13 protein-coding genes and 1 tRNA gene are annotated in these 16,804 nt (G+C 68.0%); 12 read left to right on the forward strand and 2 right to left on the reverse strand.

Features of this window, described 5'->3' with window-relative positions:
• Positions 1 to 82 precede the first annotated feature (82 nt).
• From glp to FPZ47_RS02895, 6 genes are all read left to right on the forward strand, one after another.
• A complete protein-coding gene (glp, locus tag FPZ47_RS02870) occupies positions 83 to 1,369 on the forward strand; it encodes a molybdotransferase-like divisome protein Glp (protein WP_144945947.1) in 1,287 nt (428 codons plus the stop codon).
• Positions 1,370 to 1,377: 8 nt separating this feature from the next.
• Complete coding sequence (locus FPZ47_RS02875; RefSeq protein WP_144945944.1) at positions 1,378 to 2,037, forward strand: GNAT family N-acetyltransferase; 660 nt, start codon at positions 1,378 to 1,380, stop codon at positions 2,035 to 2,037.
• Between the two features lie 219 nt (positions 2,038 to 2,256).
• The gene (gene sepX, locus FPZ47_RS02880) at positions 2,257 to 3,342 is read left to right on the forward strand and encodes a divisome protein SepX/GlpR (protein WP_168209342.1); all 1,086 of its coding nucleotides are present in this window, start codon (positions 2,257 to 2,259) and stop codon (positions 3,340 to 3,342) included.
• A 50-nt stretch (positions 3,343 to 3,392) separates the two neighbouring features.
• Positions 3,393 to 3,465: transfer RNA gene (locus tag FPZ47_RS02885), tRNA-Ala, on the forward strand.
• Positions 3,466 to 3,932: 467 nt separating this feature from the next.
• The gene (locus tag FPZ47_RS02890) at positions 3,933 to 5,021 is read left to right on the forward strand and encodes a phosphotransferase family protein (protein WP_144945938.1); all 1,089 of its coding nucleotides are present in this window, start codon (positions 3,933 to 3,935) and stop codon (positions 5,019 to 5,021) included.
• Positions 5,022 to 5,337: 316 nt separating this feature from the next.
• Positions 5,338 to 5,739: a PAS domain S-box protein gene (locus FPZ47_RS02895; protein ID WP_168209344.1), complete on the forward strand. Its 402-nt coding sequence runs from the start codon at positions 5,338 to 5,340 to the stop codon at positions 5,737 to 5,739.
• Positions 5,740 to 5,790: 51 nt separating this feature from the next.
• Here the strand turns inward: FPZ47_RS02895 and FPZ47_RS02900 are convergent, their stop codons facing one another.
• Positions 5,791 to 6,567 (reverse strand): TetR/AcrR family transcriptional regulator, encoded by a 777-nt coding sequence (locus tag FPZ47_RS02900; RefSeq protein WP_246133202.1) that lies wholly within the window; start codon positions 6,565 to 6,567, stop codon positions 5,791 to 5,793.
• A 428-nt stretch (positions 6,568 to 6,995) separates the two neighbouring features.
• Here FPZ47_RS02900 and FPZ47_RS02905 point away from each other — a divergent pair, with 428 nt between their 5' ends.
• The 3 genes from FPZ47_RS02905 to FPZ47_RS02915 are packed head-to-tail and all read left to right on the forward strand — an operon-like array spanning position 6,996 to position 12,463.
• Positions 6,996 to 8,363 carry a cytochrome P450 gene (locus FPZ47_RS02905; RefSeq protein WP_144945933.1) on the forward strand — a complete coding sequence of 456 codons (1,368 nt, stop codon included), beginning with the start codon at positions 6,996 to 6,998 and terminating at the stop codon, positions 8,361 to 8,363.
• Positions 8,360 to 10,489 carry an Rv1355c family protein gene (locus tag FPZ47_RS02910; protein ID WP_425461723.1) on the forward strand — a complete coding sequence of 710 codons (2,130 nt, stop codon included), beginning with the start codon at positions 8,360 to 8,362 and terminating at the stop codon, positions 10,487 to 10,489. The genes FPZ47_RS02905 and FPZ47_RS02910 overlap by 4 nt, the downstream gene beginning before the upstream one ends.
• A 30-nt stretch (positions 10,490 to 10,519) precedes the next feature.
• A complete protein-coding gene (locus tag FPZ47_RS02915) occupies positions 10,520 to 12,463 on the forward strand; it encodes a putative bifunctional diguanylate cyclase/phosphodiesterase (RefSeq protein ID WP_144945928.1) in 1,944 nt (647 codons plus the stop codon).
• 68 nt (positions 12,464 to 12,531) lie between these two features.
• Here the strand turns inward: FPZ47_RS02915 and FPZ47_RS02920 are convergent, their stop codons facing one another.
• Positions 12,532 to 13,281, reverse strand: a complete 750-nt coding sequence (locus FPZ47_RS02920; protein WP_144945925.1) for a hypothetical protein — start codon at positions 13,279 to 13,281, stop codon at positions 12,532 to 12,534.
• Positions 13,282 to 14,423: 1,142 nt separating this feature from the next.
• Between FPZ47_RS02920 and FPZ47_RS02925 the strand changes: the two genes are divergently transcribed.
• The 3 genes from FPZ47_RS02925 to FPZ47_RS02935 are packed head-to-tail and all read left to right on the forward strand — an operon-like array spanning position 14,424 to position 16,802.
• The gene (locus tag FPZ47_RS02925; protein WP_144946026.1) at positions 14,424 to 15,374 is read left to right on the forward strand and encodes a GNAT family N-acetyltransferase; all 951 of its coding nucleotides are present in this window, start codon (positions 14,424 to 14,426) and stop codon (positions 15,372 to 15,374) included.
• Between the two features lie 48 nt (positions 15,375 to 15,422).
• Positions 15,423 to 16,118, forward strand: a complete 696-nt coding sequence (locus FPZ47_RS02930; protein ID WP_144945919.1) for a DUF5642 family protein — start codon at positions 15,423 to 15,425, stop codon at positions 16,116 to 16,118.
• Positions 16,119 to 16,145: 27 nt separating this feature from the next.
• Positions 16,146 to 16,802: a DUF5642 family protein gene (locus FPZ47_RS02935; RefSeq protein ID WP_144945916.1), complete on the forward strand. Its 657-nt coding sequence runs from the start codon at positions 16,146 to 16,148 to the stop codon at positions 16,800 to 16,802.
• Positions 16,803 to 16,804 lie beyond the last annotated feature (2 nt).

A 16,804-nucleotide genomic window follows, 5' to 3' on the forward strand; every position in this document is an offset into this window, starting at 1 on the left:
GAATCACGCGGTCCCGCTGCTCCGGGGCTCGGCGTCGCCGGAGGTCGTGCCCGTCAGGGCTGGAGGGCAGAAAGGCGCGCTTGTGCGTTCTGTGGAGGAGCAGCAGGCCCGGATCACGGCCGCCGCGGTGGCACCGCGGCCGATGCGCGTGGCGATCGCCGAGGCACAGGGATTGATGTGCGCCGAGGAGGTGGTGACCGAGCGGTCCCTGCCCGGTTTCGATCAGGCCGCGATCGACGGCTACGCGGTGCGCAGCGTGGACGTGCTCGGTGTCGGCGAGATCGAGGGGTACGACGGGACCGCCGACGACCCCGCCGAGGACACCGACCGCCGCGACGGGCTGGTCCTGCCGGTGATGGGGACCATCGAGGCCGGTGCGCGCACGCCCAGCCGGCTGCAGCCCCGCCAGGCCGTCCGGGTGCATACCGGCGCGCCGCTGCCGACGCTGGCCGACGCGGTGTTGCCGTTGCGGTGGACCGATGGCGGAACGTCGAAGGTGCGGATCCTGCGCGGGGCGCCGTCGGGCGCCTATGTCCGCCGCGCCGGGGACGACGTCCAGCCAGGTGACGTCGCGGTGCGCGCCGGGACGATCATCGGCGCCGCCCAGGTGGGGCTCCTGGCGGCGGTCGGCCGCGAACGGGTGCTGGTGCATCCGCGGCCGCGGTTGTCGGTGATGGCGGTGGGCGGCGAGCTGGTCGACATCTCGCGCACCCCGGGAAACGGGCAGGTGTACGACGTCAACTCCTATGCGCTGGCGGCCGCGGGCCGCGACGCCGGCGCGGAGGTCAACCGGGTCGGCATCGTCAGCGCCGATCCCAGGGAGCTGCGCGACGTCGTCGAGGGCCAGATCAACCGTTCCGAAGCCGTCGTGATCGCCGGCGCGGTCGGCGGCGCGGCCGCCGAGGCGGTGCGGTCGGTGCTGTCCGAACTCGGCGAGATGGAGGTGGTCCGGGTCGCCATGCACCCCGGATCGGTCCAGGGGTTCGGGCAGCTGGGCCGCGAGGGGGTTCCGACGTTTCTGCTGCCCGCCAACCCGGTGAGCGCCCTGGTGGTCTTCGAGGTGATGGTCCGGCCGCTGCTCCGGCTGTCGCTGGGCAAGCGCCAGCCGATGCGCCGGATCGTGCGGGCCCGCACCCTGTCGCCGATCACCTCGGTGTCCGGGCGCAAGGGCTATCTGCGCGGTCAGCTGATGCGCGACCAGGACACCGGCGAGTACCTGGTGCAGGCGCTCGGCGGGGCTCCCGGCGCCTCGTCGCACCTGCTGGCCACGCTCGCCGAAGCGAACTGCCTGGTCGTCGTTCCCACCGGTGCCGAGCAGATCCGCACCGGCGAACTCGTCGACGTCGCCTTTCTGGCGCAGCGCGGCTGAGGGGTGCGATGCGCGTCAACCTGTTGCGCTACAACCCGCGGCACCCGGGCTGGCCCGTCGACGTCGGCCCGCTGCGGGTCCGCGCCGGCGTCGTGCGGTTGCGCCCGGTGCGCATGCGGGACGGCGCGCAGTGGAGCCGGACGCGGCTGACCGATCGCGCCCACCTGGAACCGTGGGAGCCCAGCGCGGAGGGCGATTGGGCGATCCGGCACTCCGTCGCCGCCTGGCCGGCGTTGTGTTCCGGTCTGCGTTCGGAGGCCCGCAAGGGCCGGATGCTGCCGTACGTCATCGAGCTGGACGGCCGGTTCTGCGGCCAGCTGACCATCGGCAACGTCGTGCACGGTGCCCTGCGGTCGGCGTGGATCGGCTACTGGGTGTGCCGGTCGGTGACCGGCGGGGGAGTGGCCACGGCGGCGCTGGCGCTGGGACTCGACCACTGCTTCGGTCCGGTGATGTTGCATCGCGTGGAGGCCACGGTGCGCCCCGAGAACGCCGCCAGCCGCGCCGTGCTGGCGAAGGCGGGGTTCCGGGAAGAGGGCCTGCTGCTGCGGTACCTCGAGGTCGACAAGGCGTGGCGGGACCACCTGTTGATGGCGATCACCGTCGAAGAGGTGTACGGCTCGGTGGCCTCGGCCCTGGTCCGCGCCGGCCGCGCAAGCTGGGTGTGACCCGGCACCGGTCCGCATCGCCGGCAGCCTGACCGCCACGGCGCTTGGCGGCCCGTCCGCAAACAATCCGCCGATCCTTGCTGTGACTGGCGCGACACGAGTGACGTTTGGTGCTTGTGAGAGCGAAATTACAGGTGTGTAATTGTGCTGGTCGCTTGACCCGGCCGCGCCGGCCACCGATCGGCCTCGCGGGGATGGGAACGAAGAGAGCAGGTCATCATGCCAAGCATTCCGCAGTCGTTGTTGTGGATCTCGCTCGTGGTGCTGTGGCTGTTCGTCCTGGTTCCGATGCTGGTCAGCAAACGCGACGCCGTGCGCCGCACCAGCGACGTGGCCCTGGCGACGCGAGTGCTCAACGGCGACGCCGGATCCCGGCTGCTCAAGCGTGGCGGTCCCGCCGCGGGCCACCGCAGCGATCCCGACTGGAAGCCGGAGGAGGAACCGGCCGAGGGCGAGTTCAGCGCCGCTGAGCAGGATCAACGCCAAAACCCGGACGCCCGCACCGACGTCGACACCGAAGACCTGCAGCGCTCCCGGCGGGCCGTCGTGAAGGTCGCCACCACCGGGTCCGCCGCACCCGCCGAACCCGACTATCTCGACGTCGACGTCGTCGAGGACTCGGGCGCCCTGCCCGCGGGAGCAAGCGCCGGGTCGGCCGAGCCGGCACCCGTCGCCGGGAACGGGGTCCGCGCGGCCGACGGGACCGAGGTCGGCGCCGACACATCTGTCGATGCGTCCGACGACGACGACGACCGCTACGACGACGACCGCTACGACTATGTCGAGGATTCCTCCGGCCTCGAACCGGAGGCCGACGCCCAGGACGAGGAGGACGCAGCCCCGCGCGGGTCGGTCGCGCCGGGCTCTCGGCGGCGCCGATTCGACTCCGGGAATGCCGCGGCGGTCAGCGCCCGCAAATACGTGTTCCGCAAGCGGGTGCTGATGGCGATGGCGGTGGTCCTGGTCGGTTCGGCCACCGCGGCGTTCGAGCTGACGCCCGGTGCCTGGTGGGTCTGTGGCAGCGCCACCGCCGTGACGCTGCTCTACTTGGCATATCTGCGGAGGCAGACCCGCATCGAGGAGAAGGTGCGGCGGCGCCGGATGCAGCGGATGGCGCGTTCGCGGCTCGGCGTGGAAAACGCTCACGACCGCGAATACGACGTGGTGCCGTCCCGGCTGCGGCGTCCGGGCGCGGTGGTGCTCGAGATCGACGACGAGGACCCGATCTTCGAACATCTGGACTACTCGGTGCCCGCGCGGAATTACGGCTGGTCCAGGGAATTGCCGCGCGCCGTCGGACAGTAGAGCTCGCGGTTCGGCGGTTGGTGCCGTGGCTGGTAGCCTGCTATCGGTCAGGGGCTATGGCGCAGTTGGTAGCGCGACTCGTTCGCATCGAGTAGGTCAGGGGTTCGAATCCCCTTAGCTCCACCGGAAGTCCCCTTCGCGGTGACGGCTCGAGCAGTCCCGAGCCAACCCCGGCTCCCGGCGTGTGACCGGACTATGCTCTTTTGATCAGATCGAACGGGTCGAGCCATGGTTGGTCATATCTCCTACCGCAGGGTTTACGACGACGTGTCCCTCTCGGACGCTGAGCTGTCAATTGGCTCGCACCTGCGGACGTCACGTCATGCAGGGAGCGTTTCGCCCGGGCAGTCAACCGCGCAGTTCCTGACAGGATGGCACCGAAGCATGACCAGCCTCGCGTTCTCGGACTCAACCGAATCCCCCTGCGGTACGTCGGCCCGAAAGACGGCGGCGACCCGTTGCCCGCCTCCTGGTTCCCGCCGCAGGCCACCGGGCACCATCGGCGATGACGTTGCCGCCGAAAGAGATTCCGTGATCTTTGCGGCCCGTCGGCTCGGCGCGGCGTGTATGTGTACGCGGGTGGGTCGCCGATGAGCGCCAAGGGCATGCGGTCGACAACGCCGTCCAACGGCTCGGGCGGCGCCCACTACCTCCCCATCGGTCTCGTCGACATCGAACTGAGCACCCCGCCGACGGAGCTCGTCGACGACACGACGATCTTCCTGCTCGGTCCCGACCAGGAGGGATCGCCCTCGGCGGTGCTCAAGGTGGCCCGGGGCCTGCTGGGAACCGCCGAACTGCGCACCCAGCGACGTGTGCTGTCCGAGCTCGCCATCCACCCTGGCCTCGACGGCGAATGGCGCGAACTGCTGCCGCGGGTCCTGGCCTTCGACGAGCGCGCCGAAGCGACCCTCTCCGTGGAGTCCTTCCGGCCGGGCATCGACCTGGCCGAGGCGCTGGCCTGTCAGCCGGACCGCGTCGAGGAACTGACCGCCACGGCTCTGCGTGCGATCGCGCCGCTGCATCGGAGGACGACCACGTTCGTCGGCGTCGACAACGCGATCATGTTGTGGCGATGGCTCGTCGGACCCCTGGCCGGCCTGGCCGACATGTGCCGCCGGCTGGATCCCGTTCGGGCCGTGCAGGTGAACCGGCTCTCCCGGATGCTGCGGCGCGACGTCCGCGCGTGGCGTATGCCGGTGGGCTGGACCCATGGCAGCTTCACCCCCGGCAACGTCCTGGTGGACGGCGTGCAAGGCCGGGTCACGGGCATTGTCGACTGGGGCGGGGGAGGGCCCGGCCGGCCGGCGCTGATCGACGAGTACCTGATGATCCTCACGGCGAGTTGCCAGGTGCAGGGCGCGGATCTGGGGACCGTCGTCACCGAGCGGCTGCGGGCCGGCGGGCTGCTGGGCCGGGAACGCAATGCGCTGCACGCCGCACGCGACCGATCCGGCCCGCACGCCGACGATCGTCCTCTCGACGCGGGCGGCGTCGACGAGTGCGTCGCGGTGCTGCTGACCTGGTTGCACCACGTCGCCGACTTGTGGCGCAAGCGCGCCACCCAGCCGAACCACCACGTCTGGTGGGCAACCAACGTGGCACCGGTGATCGACTTCGCGGCCGCGTGGTACCCGGGCGATGCCGGCTACTTCCCCAAGCGACGGGGCGGGGAGTGACCGTGAGGTACCCGCCTGCGGGGTCACCGGCCACCGGCCTGCAATCGGCCCACCGGCACCGGCGTACAGACGGCCATCGCCGAGTTGCACGCCCTGATCGGCGGAAATCTGCATCGGAGAGGTGAAGCGAGCGCCCTCGACCCCGGCCCGGACACCCCGAACCGCTGCTTAGCCGGAATTCGCGGGTGGCGGACACGGCGGTCGGCGGAATCGATCGTTTGCCATGTTTTGATCTTGATGCATTGCTACTGTGCCGTCCATGGCGCAAGCGCGGTTGCACAAGGGCTCAGACGCTGACCTGGACGGAAGCCAGGGGGTGGAGCGGCGGCGGAACTCGAGTTCCACTGACACGCCGGCCGACATCCTGACGCGTTTGCCCGCTGTGGTGGTTTTGGAGCGGATTCCCGTTCCCACGGTCGCCATGGCGCGCGACGGCAACATCCTGTTCGCGAACACGGCGTTCGCCGAAATGGTCGGCTACCCGCAGGACAGACTGGCGGGGGCGGAGTTCCCGCAGATTTTCAACGCGGATCCGGCCGCGCTCACCGCTTTGTCCGGCGTCGACGCACTGGCGAACATGGTTGTCGAGCTGGAGCACTGCGAGGGGTGGACGGTGCGGGCCAGGATGAGCAAGTCGGCGCTGATGCGCCACGACGATCCGGTCGTGCTGGTGACGTTCGAGAATCTCACCGAGCGGCTGTGGATCGACGAGGCCTAGCCCGGCCTAGTCCCGGCCTGGGCCGAGTCGGTCCGCGTTACCGGCGGTCGGCTACGACTGCGTGTGAGCCGATGCCACGGCGGTGCTGTGCAGATCGAACGCGAGCGGCTCGGCGGAGACCTTCTTCACCGCGAGCGCGTGGCGCCGGTTGATGAACTGGGTGAAGTAGTCGCTCCGGTCCGGGCTGGTGAAGCACGCGAGCGCGAGGGTCCATGTCTTCCGCAGGTTGTCCAGGTAGCGCTCGGGTTGGTCGAGGTCGCTGATTCTGCGGACGCCCAACCACAGCGCCACGAGCATTTTGGCGACGTCCTCGGGTTCGTGACGGTCGGTGACGTCGCCTTCGGCGAGTGCGCGTTCGATCAGGGTGGTGACGAACTCGACCCACGACTGCCACCGGGCGTCGGCCAGGTCCGTCGAGATGTCGAGAGTCTCGAGCAGTCGCGCGCCCGCGCGGGCCACCTCGTCCTGGGTGGCTTGGACGGCAAGAAGATAGATGAGGTCGATCAGCGTCTCCAGCCCCGACATCTTGCGGGCGAGCAACTCGCCGACCGCGGCACCGCTCATCTCGGTGACGTCGTCGATGATCGCCATGGCCAGTGCCTGCTTGGAGGGGAAATGGAAGTACATCGCCCCTTTGGTCAGCTCGGCGTCCGCGAGGATGTCATCGAGGCTGACCATGCTGTAGGCGCGGTGAGCAAACTGGCGTGACGCTGCGGCGATGAGCCGATGGCGGGTGGCGCCGGCCCGCCGTTCGCTGCCCTCCGTCATTCCACTCCCCGTCTGGTTGCGTTCGCCGCGCAGCGGCGCGGCCGCTTTGCGGGACGGCACTTCCGCCACCGAGAAAGCCCCCGCGACATCATATACGGGCCCGACCGTGCCAGGGGTGCGGATTCGTGTGCGACGACGTCGTGTCTGCGGGGCCGTGCGGCGTGTGGGCTGTGGGATTTGCCATCCATGGCAATTAGGGCCCGAAAAAAGAGACGGAAGCCAACACCGCGGCGCCAACGCGAGCTGCTGGTGGAACCCGCGCTGGTCAAAGATCCATGGCACGCACGAGACCCCCTACGCGAGAACCGGGTGATCCCGCGACGCACACTTCTACCAACCCGCGTGTCCACTTCACACCGCGTTGACCGCGGAGTAGGCGCGATTGGGCCAGTGGAAAGCGGCCGCCTAAACCGCCTGGCGGTGCAGGTGCATATGCTTGGCGCCGGTGCGAAGTAACCTTTCGCACCGGTTTACTGGTGGAGGTGTGTGTGGTCGAGACCGCCGCGAGGGATCTTGCGTCGCTGCCACTGCCCCCCAAGAACCCGTTGCCCTATCTCCAGCGGGCCAGGGCACTGAGGTCTTTTCACACCGGAATGGATCAGCTGCGCGACGCGGGCGGCCCGGTGACACGCTTTCGCCTGGGGCCGAAATGGCTGATGCCGCCGATCGTGGTCGCCACCTCGCCGGAGGCTATCCGCGACATCCTGAGCAATAAAGACGGCGCGATCGACAAAACCACCCGCGTGTTCACCGAGTTCCGCCGGGTCGTCGGCGCCAATCTGTTCGATCTACCGTATGAGCCCTGGCTGCCACGCAGGCGCACGTTGCAGCCGGTATTCACGAAACAGCAGGTCCGCCAATTCGGCGGGCACATGGCAGAGGCCGCCGAATCGGTGGCAGTCGCCTGGCAGGACGACGCGACGGTGAACCTCGATGCCGAGTGCCGCATGCTGACGCTTCGAGCGCTGGGGCGATCGGTGCTGGGACGCGATTTGAGCGGGCATGCCGCCGACGTGAACGAGCCGTTGCGAGTTGCACTCACCTACGTTGCGAACCGAGCGGTGCGGCCGATCCGAGCGCCCGCCTGGTTACCGACGCCGGCGCGGCGGCGCGCCCGAGCGGCCAGTGCGACCCTGCACCGTCTTACCAACGACATTGTGCGGGAGTGTCGTGTGGATCCGACCAAGGAGGCCCCACTGGTGCGGGCATTGCTCGCGGCCACCGATCCGATTACGCACAAAGCCTTGTCCGACAGGGAAATCGCCGAGGAACTCATCGTGTTTTTGTTCGCCGGCCACGACACCACCGCGACAACCCTGACGTACGCGTTGTGGCAACTCGGACACCACCCCGAAGTGCAAGCTCGGGTCGCCGCCGAGGTCGCCCGGATACCTCGTCGCACCTTGACTCCCGACGATGTCTCGCAGCTGCCCTATACCGTGCAGGTGTTACGGGAGGCGCTACGGTTGTGCCCACCGACTCCCACCGGATCACGGATGGCGATCCGCGACGTCGAAGTCGCCGGCTACCGAGTTGAAGCCGGTACGGCGCTGGTCATCGGGCGCCTCGCCGTGCAGCGGGACCCGACGTTGTGGGAGCGGCCATTGCAGTTCGACCCCGATCGGTTCAGTGAGGCCAACATCAAAAGTCGCGACCGCTGGCAGTACCTGCCATTCGGTGGCGGCCCCCGGTCGTGCATCGGGGATCATTTCGCAATGTTGGAGTCGACTCTGGGTCTGGCCACGTTCATCCGGCACGCGGAGATTAGTTCGTTGGACGAAGAGTTTCCGTTGGCTGCGCCGTTCACCATGGTCGCCGACGGGCCGATCTGGGCGCGCGTTCGTCGCCGTGGCTGAGTACTAAGGAGATTGCCATCGCGTTCTTCAGCGCTCAAGTTCTCGATCCCTCAGACCCGGCCGATGATGCGCCACTGGAGCGGCTGCGCGCCGATCCGGTCATCGAATTCATCGATCACCGCGAGGAGCAACTCGAAAACCTGCGGAGGCTTCGTCCGCCGGCCGATCCAGAGTTGCTCGCCGAACCCTGGCGGTGGGCTCATTTCCCCTGGCGTCGAGCGGTCGTCGCGGTGCTCGGTCCCCGCGGTTTTCGAGCGGTGCGCCTGGACCGCAACAGGAACTTGATCACCACCGAGGAACAGGCGCGGCTCGGTGCACTGCGTATCGGCGTCGCCGGGTTGAGCGTCGGGCACATCATCGCGCACACACTGGCGGCGCAGGGTTTGTGCGGCGAGCTGCGGCTGGCGGACTTCGATCGCATGGAGCTGTCCAATCTCAACCGGGTGCCCGCGACTGTGCTGGACCTCGGGCTGAACAAGGCGGAGGTGGCTGCCCGCAGGATCGCCGAGCTCGACCCGTACTTGCCGGTGCACGTCATGGACGCCGGGCTCACCGCCGAGACTGTCGATGAGTTCCTCGAAGGCCTCGACATCGTTGTCGAGGAATGCGACTCGTTGGACATCAAGGCCATCCTGCGGGAGAGCGCCCGACGCCGTCGCATCCCGGTGCTGATGGCAACCAGCGAGCGAGGCCTGGTGGACGTCGAGCGTTTTGACCTCGATCCGCAGCGTCCAATCCTGCACGGGCTACTGGGCGAACTGGACATTGCGTTGCTCCCCGGCATGAGCAGCCGGGAAAAGGTTCCGCACATGTTGCGTCATCTCGATGCCCAACGGTTGTCGCCCCGCACCGCGGCGTCAGCGGTCGAGATCGACCGCTCGGTGTCGACCTGGCCACAATTGGCCGGTGATGTGATCCTGGGCGCGAGCGCAATTGCCGAGGCCGTCCGCAGAATCGGATTGGGTGAGGAATTGCGGTCGGGTCGCACCCGCATCGACGTCGGCCGGGCGATGGATCGGCTCGACGAGCCGGAGATGGCAAGCGACCGACTTCCATCACCGCCCGAGTATGCAGACCCCGTGCTACCGGGGGTTTCGGGCGTCGTCGCCGCAGCGGCCATGCGCGCGCCGTCGGGCGGCAACGTCCAAGCCTGGCATATCGAGGCCAACTCCGATGTGGTCACCATCCGGATAGCGCCCGAGCACTCCTCGGCGATGGACCTCGGCTTCCGCGGTAGTGCGGTCGCGCTCGGAGCGGCCGTCTTCAACGCGAAAGTGGCCGCTGCGAGCCAACATGTGCTGGGATCGGTGAGCCTGGAGGAGCGGTCCGGGGACGTGCCATTGCAGGCGACGCTGCGGCTGGGTGACGCCGGTGACCCCGAGCTCGCCGAGCTGTACCCGCCGATGCTGGCCAGGGAGACCAACCGCCGCCTCGGGACGCCCCGACCGATCCCCACCGATACAACCGATCTGCTGCACACCGTCGCCGAGCGCGAGGGAGCCCGGCTCCACCTCGTGACCGAGCGTGACGACATCGCTTCTGCGGCAACGATTCTGGCCTCCGCTGACCGTATCCGCTACCTGACGCCGCGCCTTCATGCGGATATGGTTTCCGAGCTGCGCTGGCCCGGCGACCAGTGTCCCGACACCGGCATCGATGTGCGCAGCCTGGAACTCGACCCCGGCGATCTCGCTGTGCTCGACATCTTGAAGCGTCCAGACGTGATGGCCGCCTTGGCGCAGTGGGATGCCGGCACGGCCCTGGGCGACGACACCCGCCGTCGGGTGTCGTCGAGTTCGGCGCTGGCGGTGATTTCGGTGTCAGGTGACACCTTGACCGACTACGCTCGCGGCGGATGTGCCGTCGAGGCGGTGTGGATCACCGCGCAACTACGCGGGCTGGCTGTTCAGCCCATCTCGCCGGTCTTCCTGTACGCGCGCGATGTCGACGATTTCGGAGAGTTGTCGGGACCGTTTGCTGGTGAACTGGAGAAGCTTCAGTCGGAATTCGGCCAACTTGCTCGCCTACCGGCCACCGCCTGCATTGCGCTGGTGCTCCGCTTCTCCGTCAGCGCCGCGCCTTCGGTGCGAAGTCGTCGTAGTCTCGGCCGGGTGCGGTTGCCCTAGCCGGCGCCGACACAGGTTACCGTATTGAGCATGGCCCGCGCCCTTGATGAGGTGGTCACGGCGGCGGCCGCCGAGTTGATGGCGGCCACCGCGGATAACTCTGCCTCGATCAGTGAGCGAGTGCTCGAAGAGCTGGTCAGCCACTTTGTTGTGGACGTCGGTTTTCTGCGTCACAACGACCACACGATTCGCGCAACCAAGTTGATCGCGCAGTGGCCACGGCGCGACCACGTTCCTGACCCCGACCCCATCGGCGTAGTTTATTTTTCCGACGCTGACCCGGTCTTCTCGAGGGCCGAACACCTCAAGGTGCCCGACGTTTTGCGTCCCGAGATCGAGAACGCCGATTATCAGCGGCTGGTGGAAGAGGGAACGGCAATTCCGGCGACCTCGCTTGCCTGCGTGCCGCTGTTGTCGGGGGATGTCACGACCGGCACCCTGGGTTTCGTCAAGTTCGGGGACCGGGAGTGGTTGCCGGAAGAGCTGAACGCGCTGCAGGCGATCGCCGCACTGTTCGCCCAGCTGCAGGCCCGCATTGTCGCCGAGGAGCAGGTCCGATACCTGGCCGAACACGACGACCTGACCGGCCTGCTGAACCGCCGGACGGCGATCTCCCAGCTCGACAAGCGGCTTGCCGCGGGCAGGCCCGGTCCGGTCTCGATCCTGTTCCTCGACGTGGACCGGCTGAAGGTGGTCAACGACCATCTCGGCCAGAATCCGGGGAACCGGTTCATCATGGCTTTCGCCGACCTGTTGCGGGAGGCGGTCGACGTTCCCGCCCTCATCGCCCGGTTCGGCGGCGACGAGTTCGTCGTCGTGCCGGCCGCGCCGATGACCGTCGACGCTGCCGCGGACTTCGCCCGGCAGCTGCAAAGTCGGGTTCACACGCAGGTCGTGATCGACGGCGAGATGCTGGCCCGCACGGTCAGCATCGGCGTCGCCGCGGGCACACCCGGGCGCGACACCACCTCGGAGCTGCTCTTCCGGGCCGATCAGGCCACCCGATCGGCCAAGGTGTCCGGCGGGGCCACCGTCACCGCCTTCAGCCCCGAGATGGCCGCCCAGGAAGCCATCCGCACCGACATCGAACTGCGCCTGCAAGAGACCATCGACAGCGAAAGCAGCGACCTGGTGCTGCATTATCTTCCGGAGTTCGACATGCGCACCGGCGAAGTCCTGGGCACCGAGGCGCTGGTTCGCTGGCAACACCCCACCCGGGGACTGCTGATGCCCGACTCGTTCATCGACGTCGTCGAATCGGTCAACCTGGCGGGCAAGCTCGGCCGCCGCGTCATGCGGTTGGCGTGCGCGCAGTTCGGGGACTGGCAGGCGCACGGCGTCGGGCGGGGCACCGTGTTGCGCGTCAACGTCTCTCCGGTGCAACTCGTCGCGGACGGCATCGTGGAGCGTGTTGCCGCGACCATCGAGGCCTTCGGGCTCGAACCGGGCGCGGTCTGCCTGGAGATCACCGAACGCGTCGTGGTGGCCGACATCGATGCCACGCGCAAGACGCTGACCGGACTCAAGGACATCGGGGTGCAGATCGCCATCGACGACTTCGGCACGGGTTACAGCGCCCTGGGATACCTGAAGTCCCTCCCGGTCGACCTGCTCAAGATCGACCGCAGTTTCGTTCGCGACCTCGGCCACAACCCGCGCGACCTGGCGATCGTGCAGTCGATCGTGACACTGGCGAACGCGTTCGGGCTCGAGGTGGTGGCCGAGGGCGTCGAGACCGTCAGCGCGGCCAAAGCGCTGCTCGCCATCGGATGCACCCGCGCGCAGGGTTTTTTGCTGTCCCGCCCCCTGGACAGCACGGCGATGGAGTCGTTGTTCGCCAGGCGGTTCATACCGATGAACTTCTCCAACGGGAACCTTCCGGCATCCCAGGACTTCTCCGCGCCGAACGACCACGGATCCGGCGAGTCGCCCGCCCAGCGCCCCAAGCACATGGGGATCCAGTCGCTGCAGTAGGTCACCAAGGTCCGCCCGCTCGGCTCATCTCGGCCGAGCGGGCGCGAACCCCCGGTGGATCGCGACGGTCACGCCATGCCGGCGAGAGGCGCTTCGGTGCCGGACTGGCGGTAGAACGACTGCGTCAATTGCTGCGTTTCCATGAGGATTTTCGCAACCTGTTCCGGTTCCGCATGGTTGACGAAATCGCGACGATTCCACCACATCATCTTGGTCTGATAACGCTCGTCGGGATACGGCGTGGCGGGAATTGCCGCGACCACCCCACCGGAGGAGCGCCATCGGTTCAGCACATATGCGGCCGCCGTGGCCATGCAGAACTGCGCATCGAGCAGGGCCATCATATGAAAACCGCTGCGGGCCAGGGCGGCGGTGAGGCAGCGATCGTGATTCAGTTCGTCGGCCACCCACGCCGACTTCATTTCCAGGACGCCGAACGGAACGCGGTCGGTGATCATGTTGCGGACGGCCTGTTCTCCCGGCTGACCGGCCCATTCGACCACCGCGTGCGAGTCGTCGGCCGATTGCAGCGGCCCTTTGGCCCGCACGCCCGCCACCATCCGCCCGCCGGAGTCGACCACCGCCAGGTACATGACGGTGTCGGAGCCACTGAGCAGCGCGTCGACGTCCAGGGCGCACTCGACGCCGTGCTTGCGGTAGCTGCGGTGGGCACCGTCCGCGTACTCGTCCCAGAGGTCGCTGTCCGTCGACGGCTGCGAAAGCACCAGCGTGCAGTCGATGTCCGGGTCACGCCAGCTGAGGCTGTGCCGGAGGTGGAATCCGTCGACGTGTGGGGCGTTCAGCGAGATTACGGTCATTGGGCCTCCTTGGAGTTGGTGTGCCGACGGTGTGCCGGCGACTAGGTGTCGGATCGATTGTCGTGACTCACGGGCGATGCTTTCGTTGCGTACGGGCCATCCCTTCGATCGGCTTAGTGGCCGAAAATCCGGACCAAAAGAATCCGAACGGCGTCAAGGCCGGACTCAGCATATTACAAATACTCGCGAATGCCATGCCCTGTTTTGCCCAATGGACGGCTTTGTCAAAGCGGCAACCGCCGGAAATTGGTACCGGTCGCCTGTCAATGCACCTGACAGTCATGACGGGCGTCGACCCTCCGATCCCCGGGTGGCAGGACCGCAGTGTTCACGTTTTCCCGGACCGATCTCCGGGTAAGCATCGAGCAATCTTTTGCGATTGTAAACTTGCATTTCTATCGATATGCGAATGCCCATGCTTGGGCGCTCATCGCAATCGCCGAGCGGCAAAGAGTTCGAACGCCGGGCTCGTCCGGTAACACGGCATCGCCGTATCGCTGGCGGCTGACCTGGCTACCTATGCGCCGTGGCGGGCATGCGGCGGATCGTTCCGTGTCACATCGCCCCGGGTCACATCGCCCCGTGTCACACGGTCCGGGCGGCGGGAAAGCATTTTCTCGCGGAAAACTCGCGGAAAATCAGTGGCACGCGCTCAGGTCGGGGTTGGTGCGGCGGCGCCCGGTGGTCAATCCCGGGTCGCCACTGGCAAAACCCACGGTGCGCGGGTGCTGCACGAAAAGCAGGTTATTGAGTTCCGCCGGCCACCGATTCGGCTGGCAAAACCATTTTGTGCGGATGTATTGACCAATGACCCCGGCGGCGGCGATGTGCCGGCGGGTGGGCAGGCAAAGGGTCGACCGCGACGAAATCGGGCCCAAAGTTTCGTGAACACGTCCTCGAATTCAAGGACCGGCTCGCGGATGCCCGGCCACCGGTTGTTGCCGCATCGGAGGCAGACGCCATAACCTGAGTGGGATCGCGCCGCGAACCGGGGCGGGTGAGGGTCGGGGAGGCACGAGGACAAGCGGCACGTTCATAGCAGTGCGGGCGGCGCGGGGACTCGTCGCGCGCCCGCACTCTGCGACCCCGAGGACATCGCAGTGGCCGAACTGACCGGTGCGCGGGCCGAAGAGCTCGTGACCATGGAGATCTTCGCGGGATGCGCCGTCGCGGACCTGGTGCCGTTGGCGGCCGGCGTCGAGCCGCTGCGCGCCACCGCCGGTCAGGTGCTGATGCGGCAGGGTGAGCAGGCGGTCTCGTTCCTGCTCATCTCGTCGGGCAGCGCCGAAGTCGAACGCGTCGGACACGACGGCGTGCCGATCCTCGAGCGGGTCTTCCCGGGCATGATCGTCGGGGAGATCGCGCTGCTGCGCGACATCCCGCGGACGGCGACCGTCACCACCGTCGAACCGCTGGCCGGATGGATCGGTGACGCCGACGCATTCGCCCGGTTGGTGCACATTCCCGGCGTCATGGACCGGTTGCTGCGCATGGTGCGCCAACGGCTGGCCGCGTTCATCACGCCCATCCCGATCCGGTTGCGCGACGGCACTCGTCTGCTGATGCGCCCGGTTCTGCCCGGTGACAGCGAACGGACCGTGCACGGGCATGTCCACTTTTCCGCCGAGACGCTGTACCGGCGGTTCATGACGGCTCGCCTCCCGAGCCCGGCGTTGATGCACTACCTGTCCGAGGTCGACTACGTCGACCACTTCGTCTGGGTGGTGACCGACGGGACCGACCCCGTGGCGGATGCTCGCTTCGTGCGCGACGAGAGCGACCCGACGGTCGCCGAGATCGCGTTCACCGTCGCCGACGACTACCAGGGCCGGGGGGTGGGGACCTTTCTGATCGGCGCGCTGTCCATCGCCGCAAGGCTCAACCGAGTCGAAAAGTTCTCGGCGCGAATGCTTTCCGGCAACGTCGCGATGCGTGCCATCATGGACCACTACGGCGCGGTCTGGCAGCGCGAAGACGTCGGAGTCATCGCTACCGTGATCGACGTGCCCAGCCGCCGCGAGGCGGGACTCAAGCGCGACATGGCCGATCGGATCAACCGCGTTGCCAGCCAGGTGATCGAGGCGGTCGGCTAGCGGCCCGGAACGCCCGAAAGAAGCGAACTTTCGTGATAGGAACACCGCATGCGGCCGTTCTGGCTCGGTCGGGCGGCGATTCCCGTGCTCACCCTGTTGGCGACCGCGTGCGCTACTTCGCCGGCGCCGGGCCGCTCGGCCACGCCGTCGGCCCCGGCGCCGCGCGGCGCCGCCGTCAACCCCGCCCACATCAAGCGGATCGCCGGCGACTTTCCGCCCGGTTATGAGGTGCACAGCGGTGTCGACAGGGGGGCCGCACCCGACTTGACCTGGGGCCTGGCGGCGAACGCGGCCGGGGTCAGGGCCTCACCCGCGCGCTGCGCCGCGCTCGCCGACCCCGGCGCGGGGCGTGAGCAGTCCGCCCGGGGCGTCTCCGGGTCGGGTGCGGGCGGCATCGTCGACGCGGTCGTGGTGACGCTGTCCGGGCCGGTGGACCCCGACGCGAATCTCGTCGCGGCCTGTGCTCAGTGGACGATGAGCGCGGCTCACACCACGGCCGGCGTGCACCTCATCGCGGCGCCGCACGTCGACGGTGCGCAAACCCTCGGCATGGTGGCCGACCTCCGGTCGTCGGTCGAGTCGGGGACCCAGATCGATTCGCGCGCATACACGTTCGTCGCCTATCTGGGGGACTACTACGCGTTCACCACGCTCGTCACCGATCCTGGTGCGGCCCTGCCGGCGCTGCCACCGCAGTTCGCCGCCGACCTGCTCGTCACAACGGTGTCCACGCTGCGCGGCTGAGCATCCGCCTTGGGTAGATTGGCCACGATGTTGAAGCTGTTGGCCGCGGCCGCGTGTGTGTGCGTGCTCGCCGGCTGCTCATCGGGTACGGATGCCTCGGCGGTGAAGGGGGACATCAGCAAGGTCTCCGCCGTGAAGTCGAGCTTCGGGCCCGACTTCGCGGTCACCGACATCAGCGAGCGGGGGATCGACCCCCAGCTACTGGCCGCGCGGAAGTTGCCCGAGGGTCTGCGTTTCGATCCCGCCAACTGCGCGAAAGTGGCGTTGGGCCCGGACATGCCGCCGGACCTGAAAGGCAATATGGCCGCCGTCTCCGCCGAGGGCAAGGGCAACCGGTTCGTGGTGATCGCCGTGGAGACCTCGGCGGAGGTGCCACTCGCGGACCCGGGCAAGGACTGCACCAGGGTGGCGTTCTCCGGGGGCCAGCTGCGCGGCGGCATCGAGGTGATCGAGGCACCGCACATCGCCGGGGTGCACACGCTCGGCGTGCACCGCGTCCTGCAGGCGGTGGTCGCCGGGGCGGCCCGCACCGGCGAGCTCTACGACTATTCCGCCCAGTTCGGCGACTACCAGGTGATCGTCATCGCCAACCCGCTGGTGATCCCCGACCAGCCGGTGGCGCCGGTCGATACCGATCGTGCCCGCGACCTGCTCGTCAAGGCGGTGGCCGCGGTCCGGAGTTGAAC

The organism is Mycobacterium helveticum (genome assembly GCF_007714205.1).
In the GTDB taxonomy this organism is placed as follows: domain Bacteria; phylum Actinomycetota; class Actinomycetes; order Mycobacteriales; family Mycobacteriaceae; genus Mycobacterium; species Mycobacterium helveticum.

What these genes read in the sequence shown, in the direction of transcription:
- FPZ47_RS02935 (WP_144945916.1), top strand. Translation starts at nt 16,146, where the DNA reads ATGTTGAAGCTGTTGGCCGCGGCCGCGTGTGTGTGCGTGCTCGCCGGC.
- sepX (WP_168209342.1), top strand. Translation starts at nt 2,257, where the DNA reads ATGCCAAGCATTCCGCAGTCGTTGTTGTGGATCTCGCTCGTGGTGCTG.
- FPZ47_RS02890 (WP_144945938.1), top strand. Translation starts at nt 3,933, where the DNA reads ATGAGCGCCAAGGGCATGCGGTCGACAACGCCGTCCAACGGCTCGGGC.
- FPZ47_RS02875 (WP_144945944.1), top strand. Translation starts at nt 1,378, where the DNA reads ATGCGCGTCAACCTGTTGCGCTACAACCCGCGGCACCCGGGCTGGCCC.
- FPZ47_RS02920 (WP_144945925.1), bottom strand. Translation starts at nt 13,281, where the DNA reads ATGACCGTAATCTCGCTGAACGCCCCACACGTCGACGGATTCCACCTC.
- FPZ47_RS02915 (WP_144945928.1), top strand. Translation starts at nt 10,520, where the DNA reads ATGGCCCGCGCCCTTGATGAGGTGGTCACGGCGGCGGCCGCCGAGTTG.
- FPZ47_RS02925 (WP_144946026.1), top strand. Translation starts at nt 14,424, where the DNA reads ATGGAGATCTTCGCGGGATGCGCCGTCGCGGACCTGGTGCCGTTGGCG.
- FPZ47_RS02930 (WP_144945919.1), top strand. Translation starts at nt 15,423, where the DNA reads ATGCGGCCGTTCTGGCTCGGTCGGGCGGCGATTCCCGTGCTCACCCTG.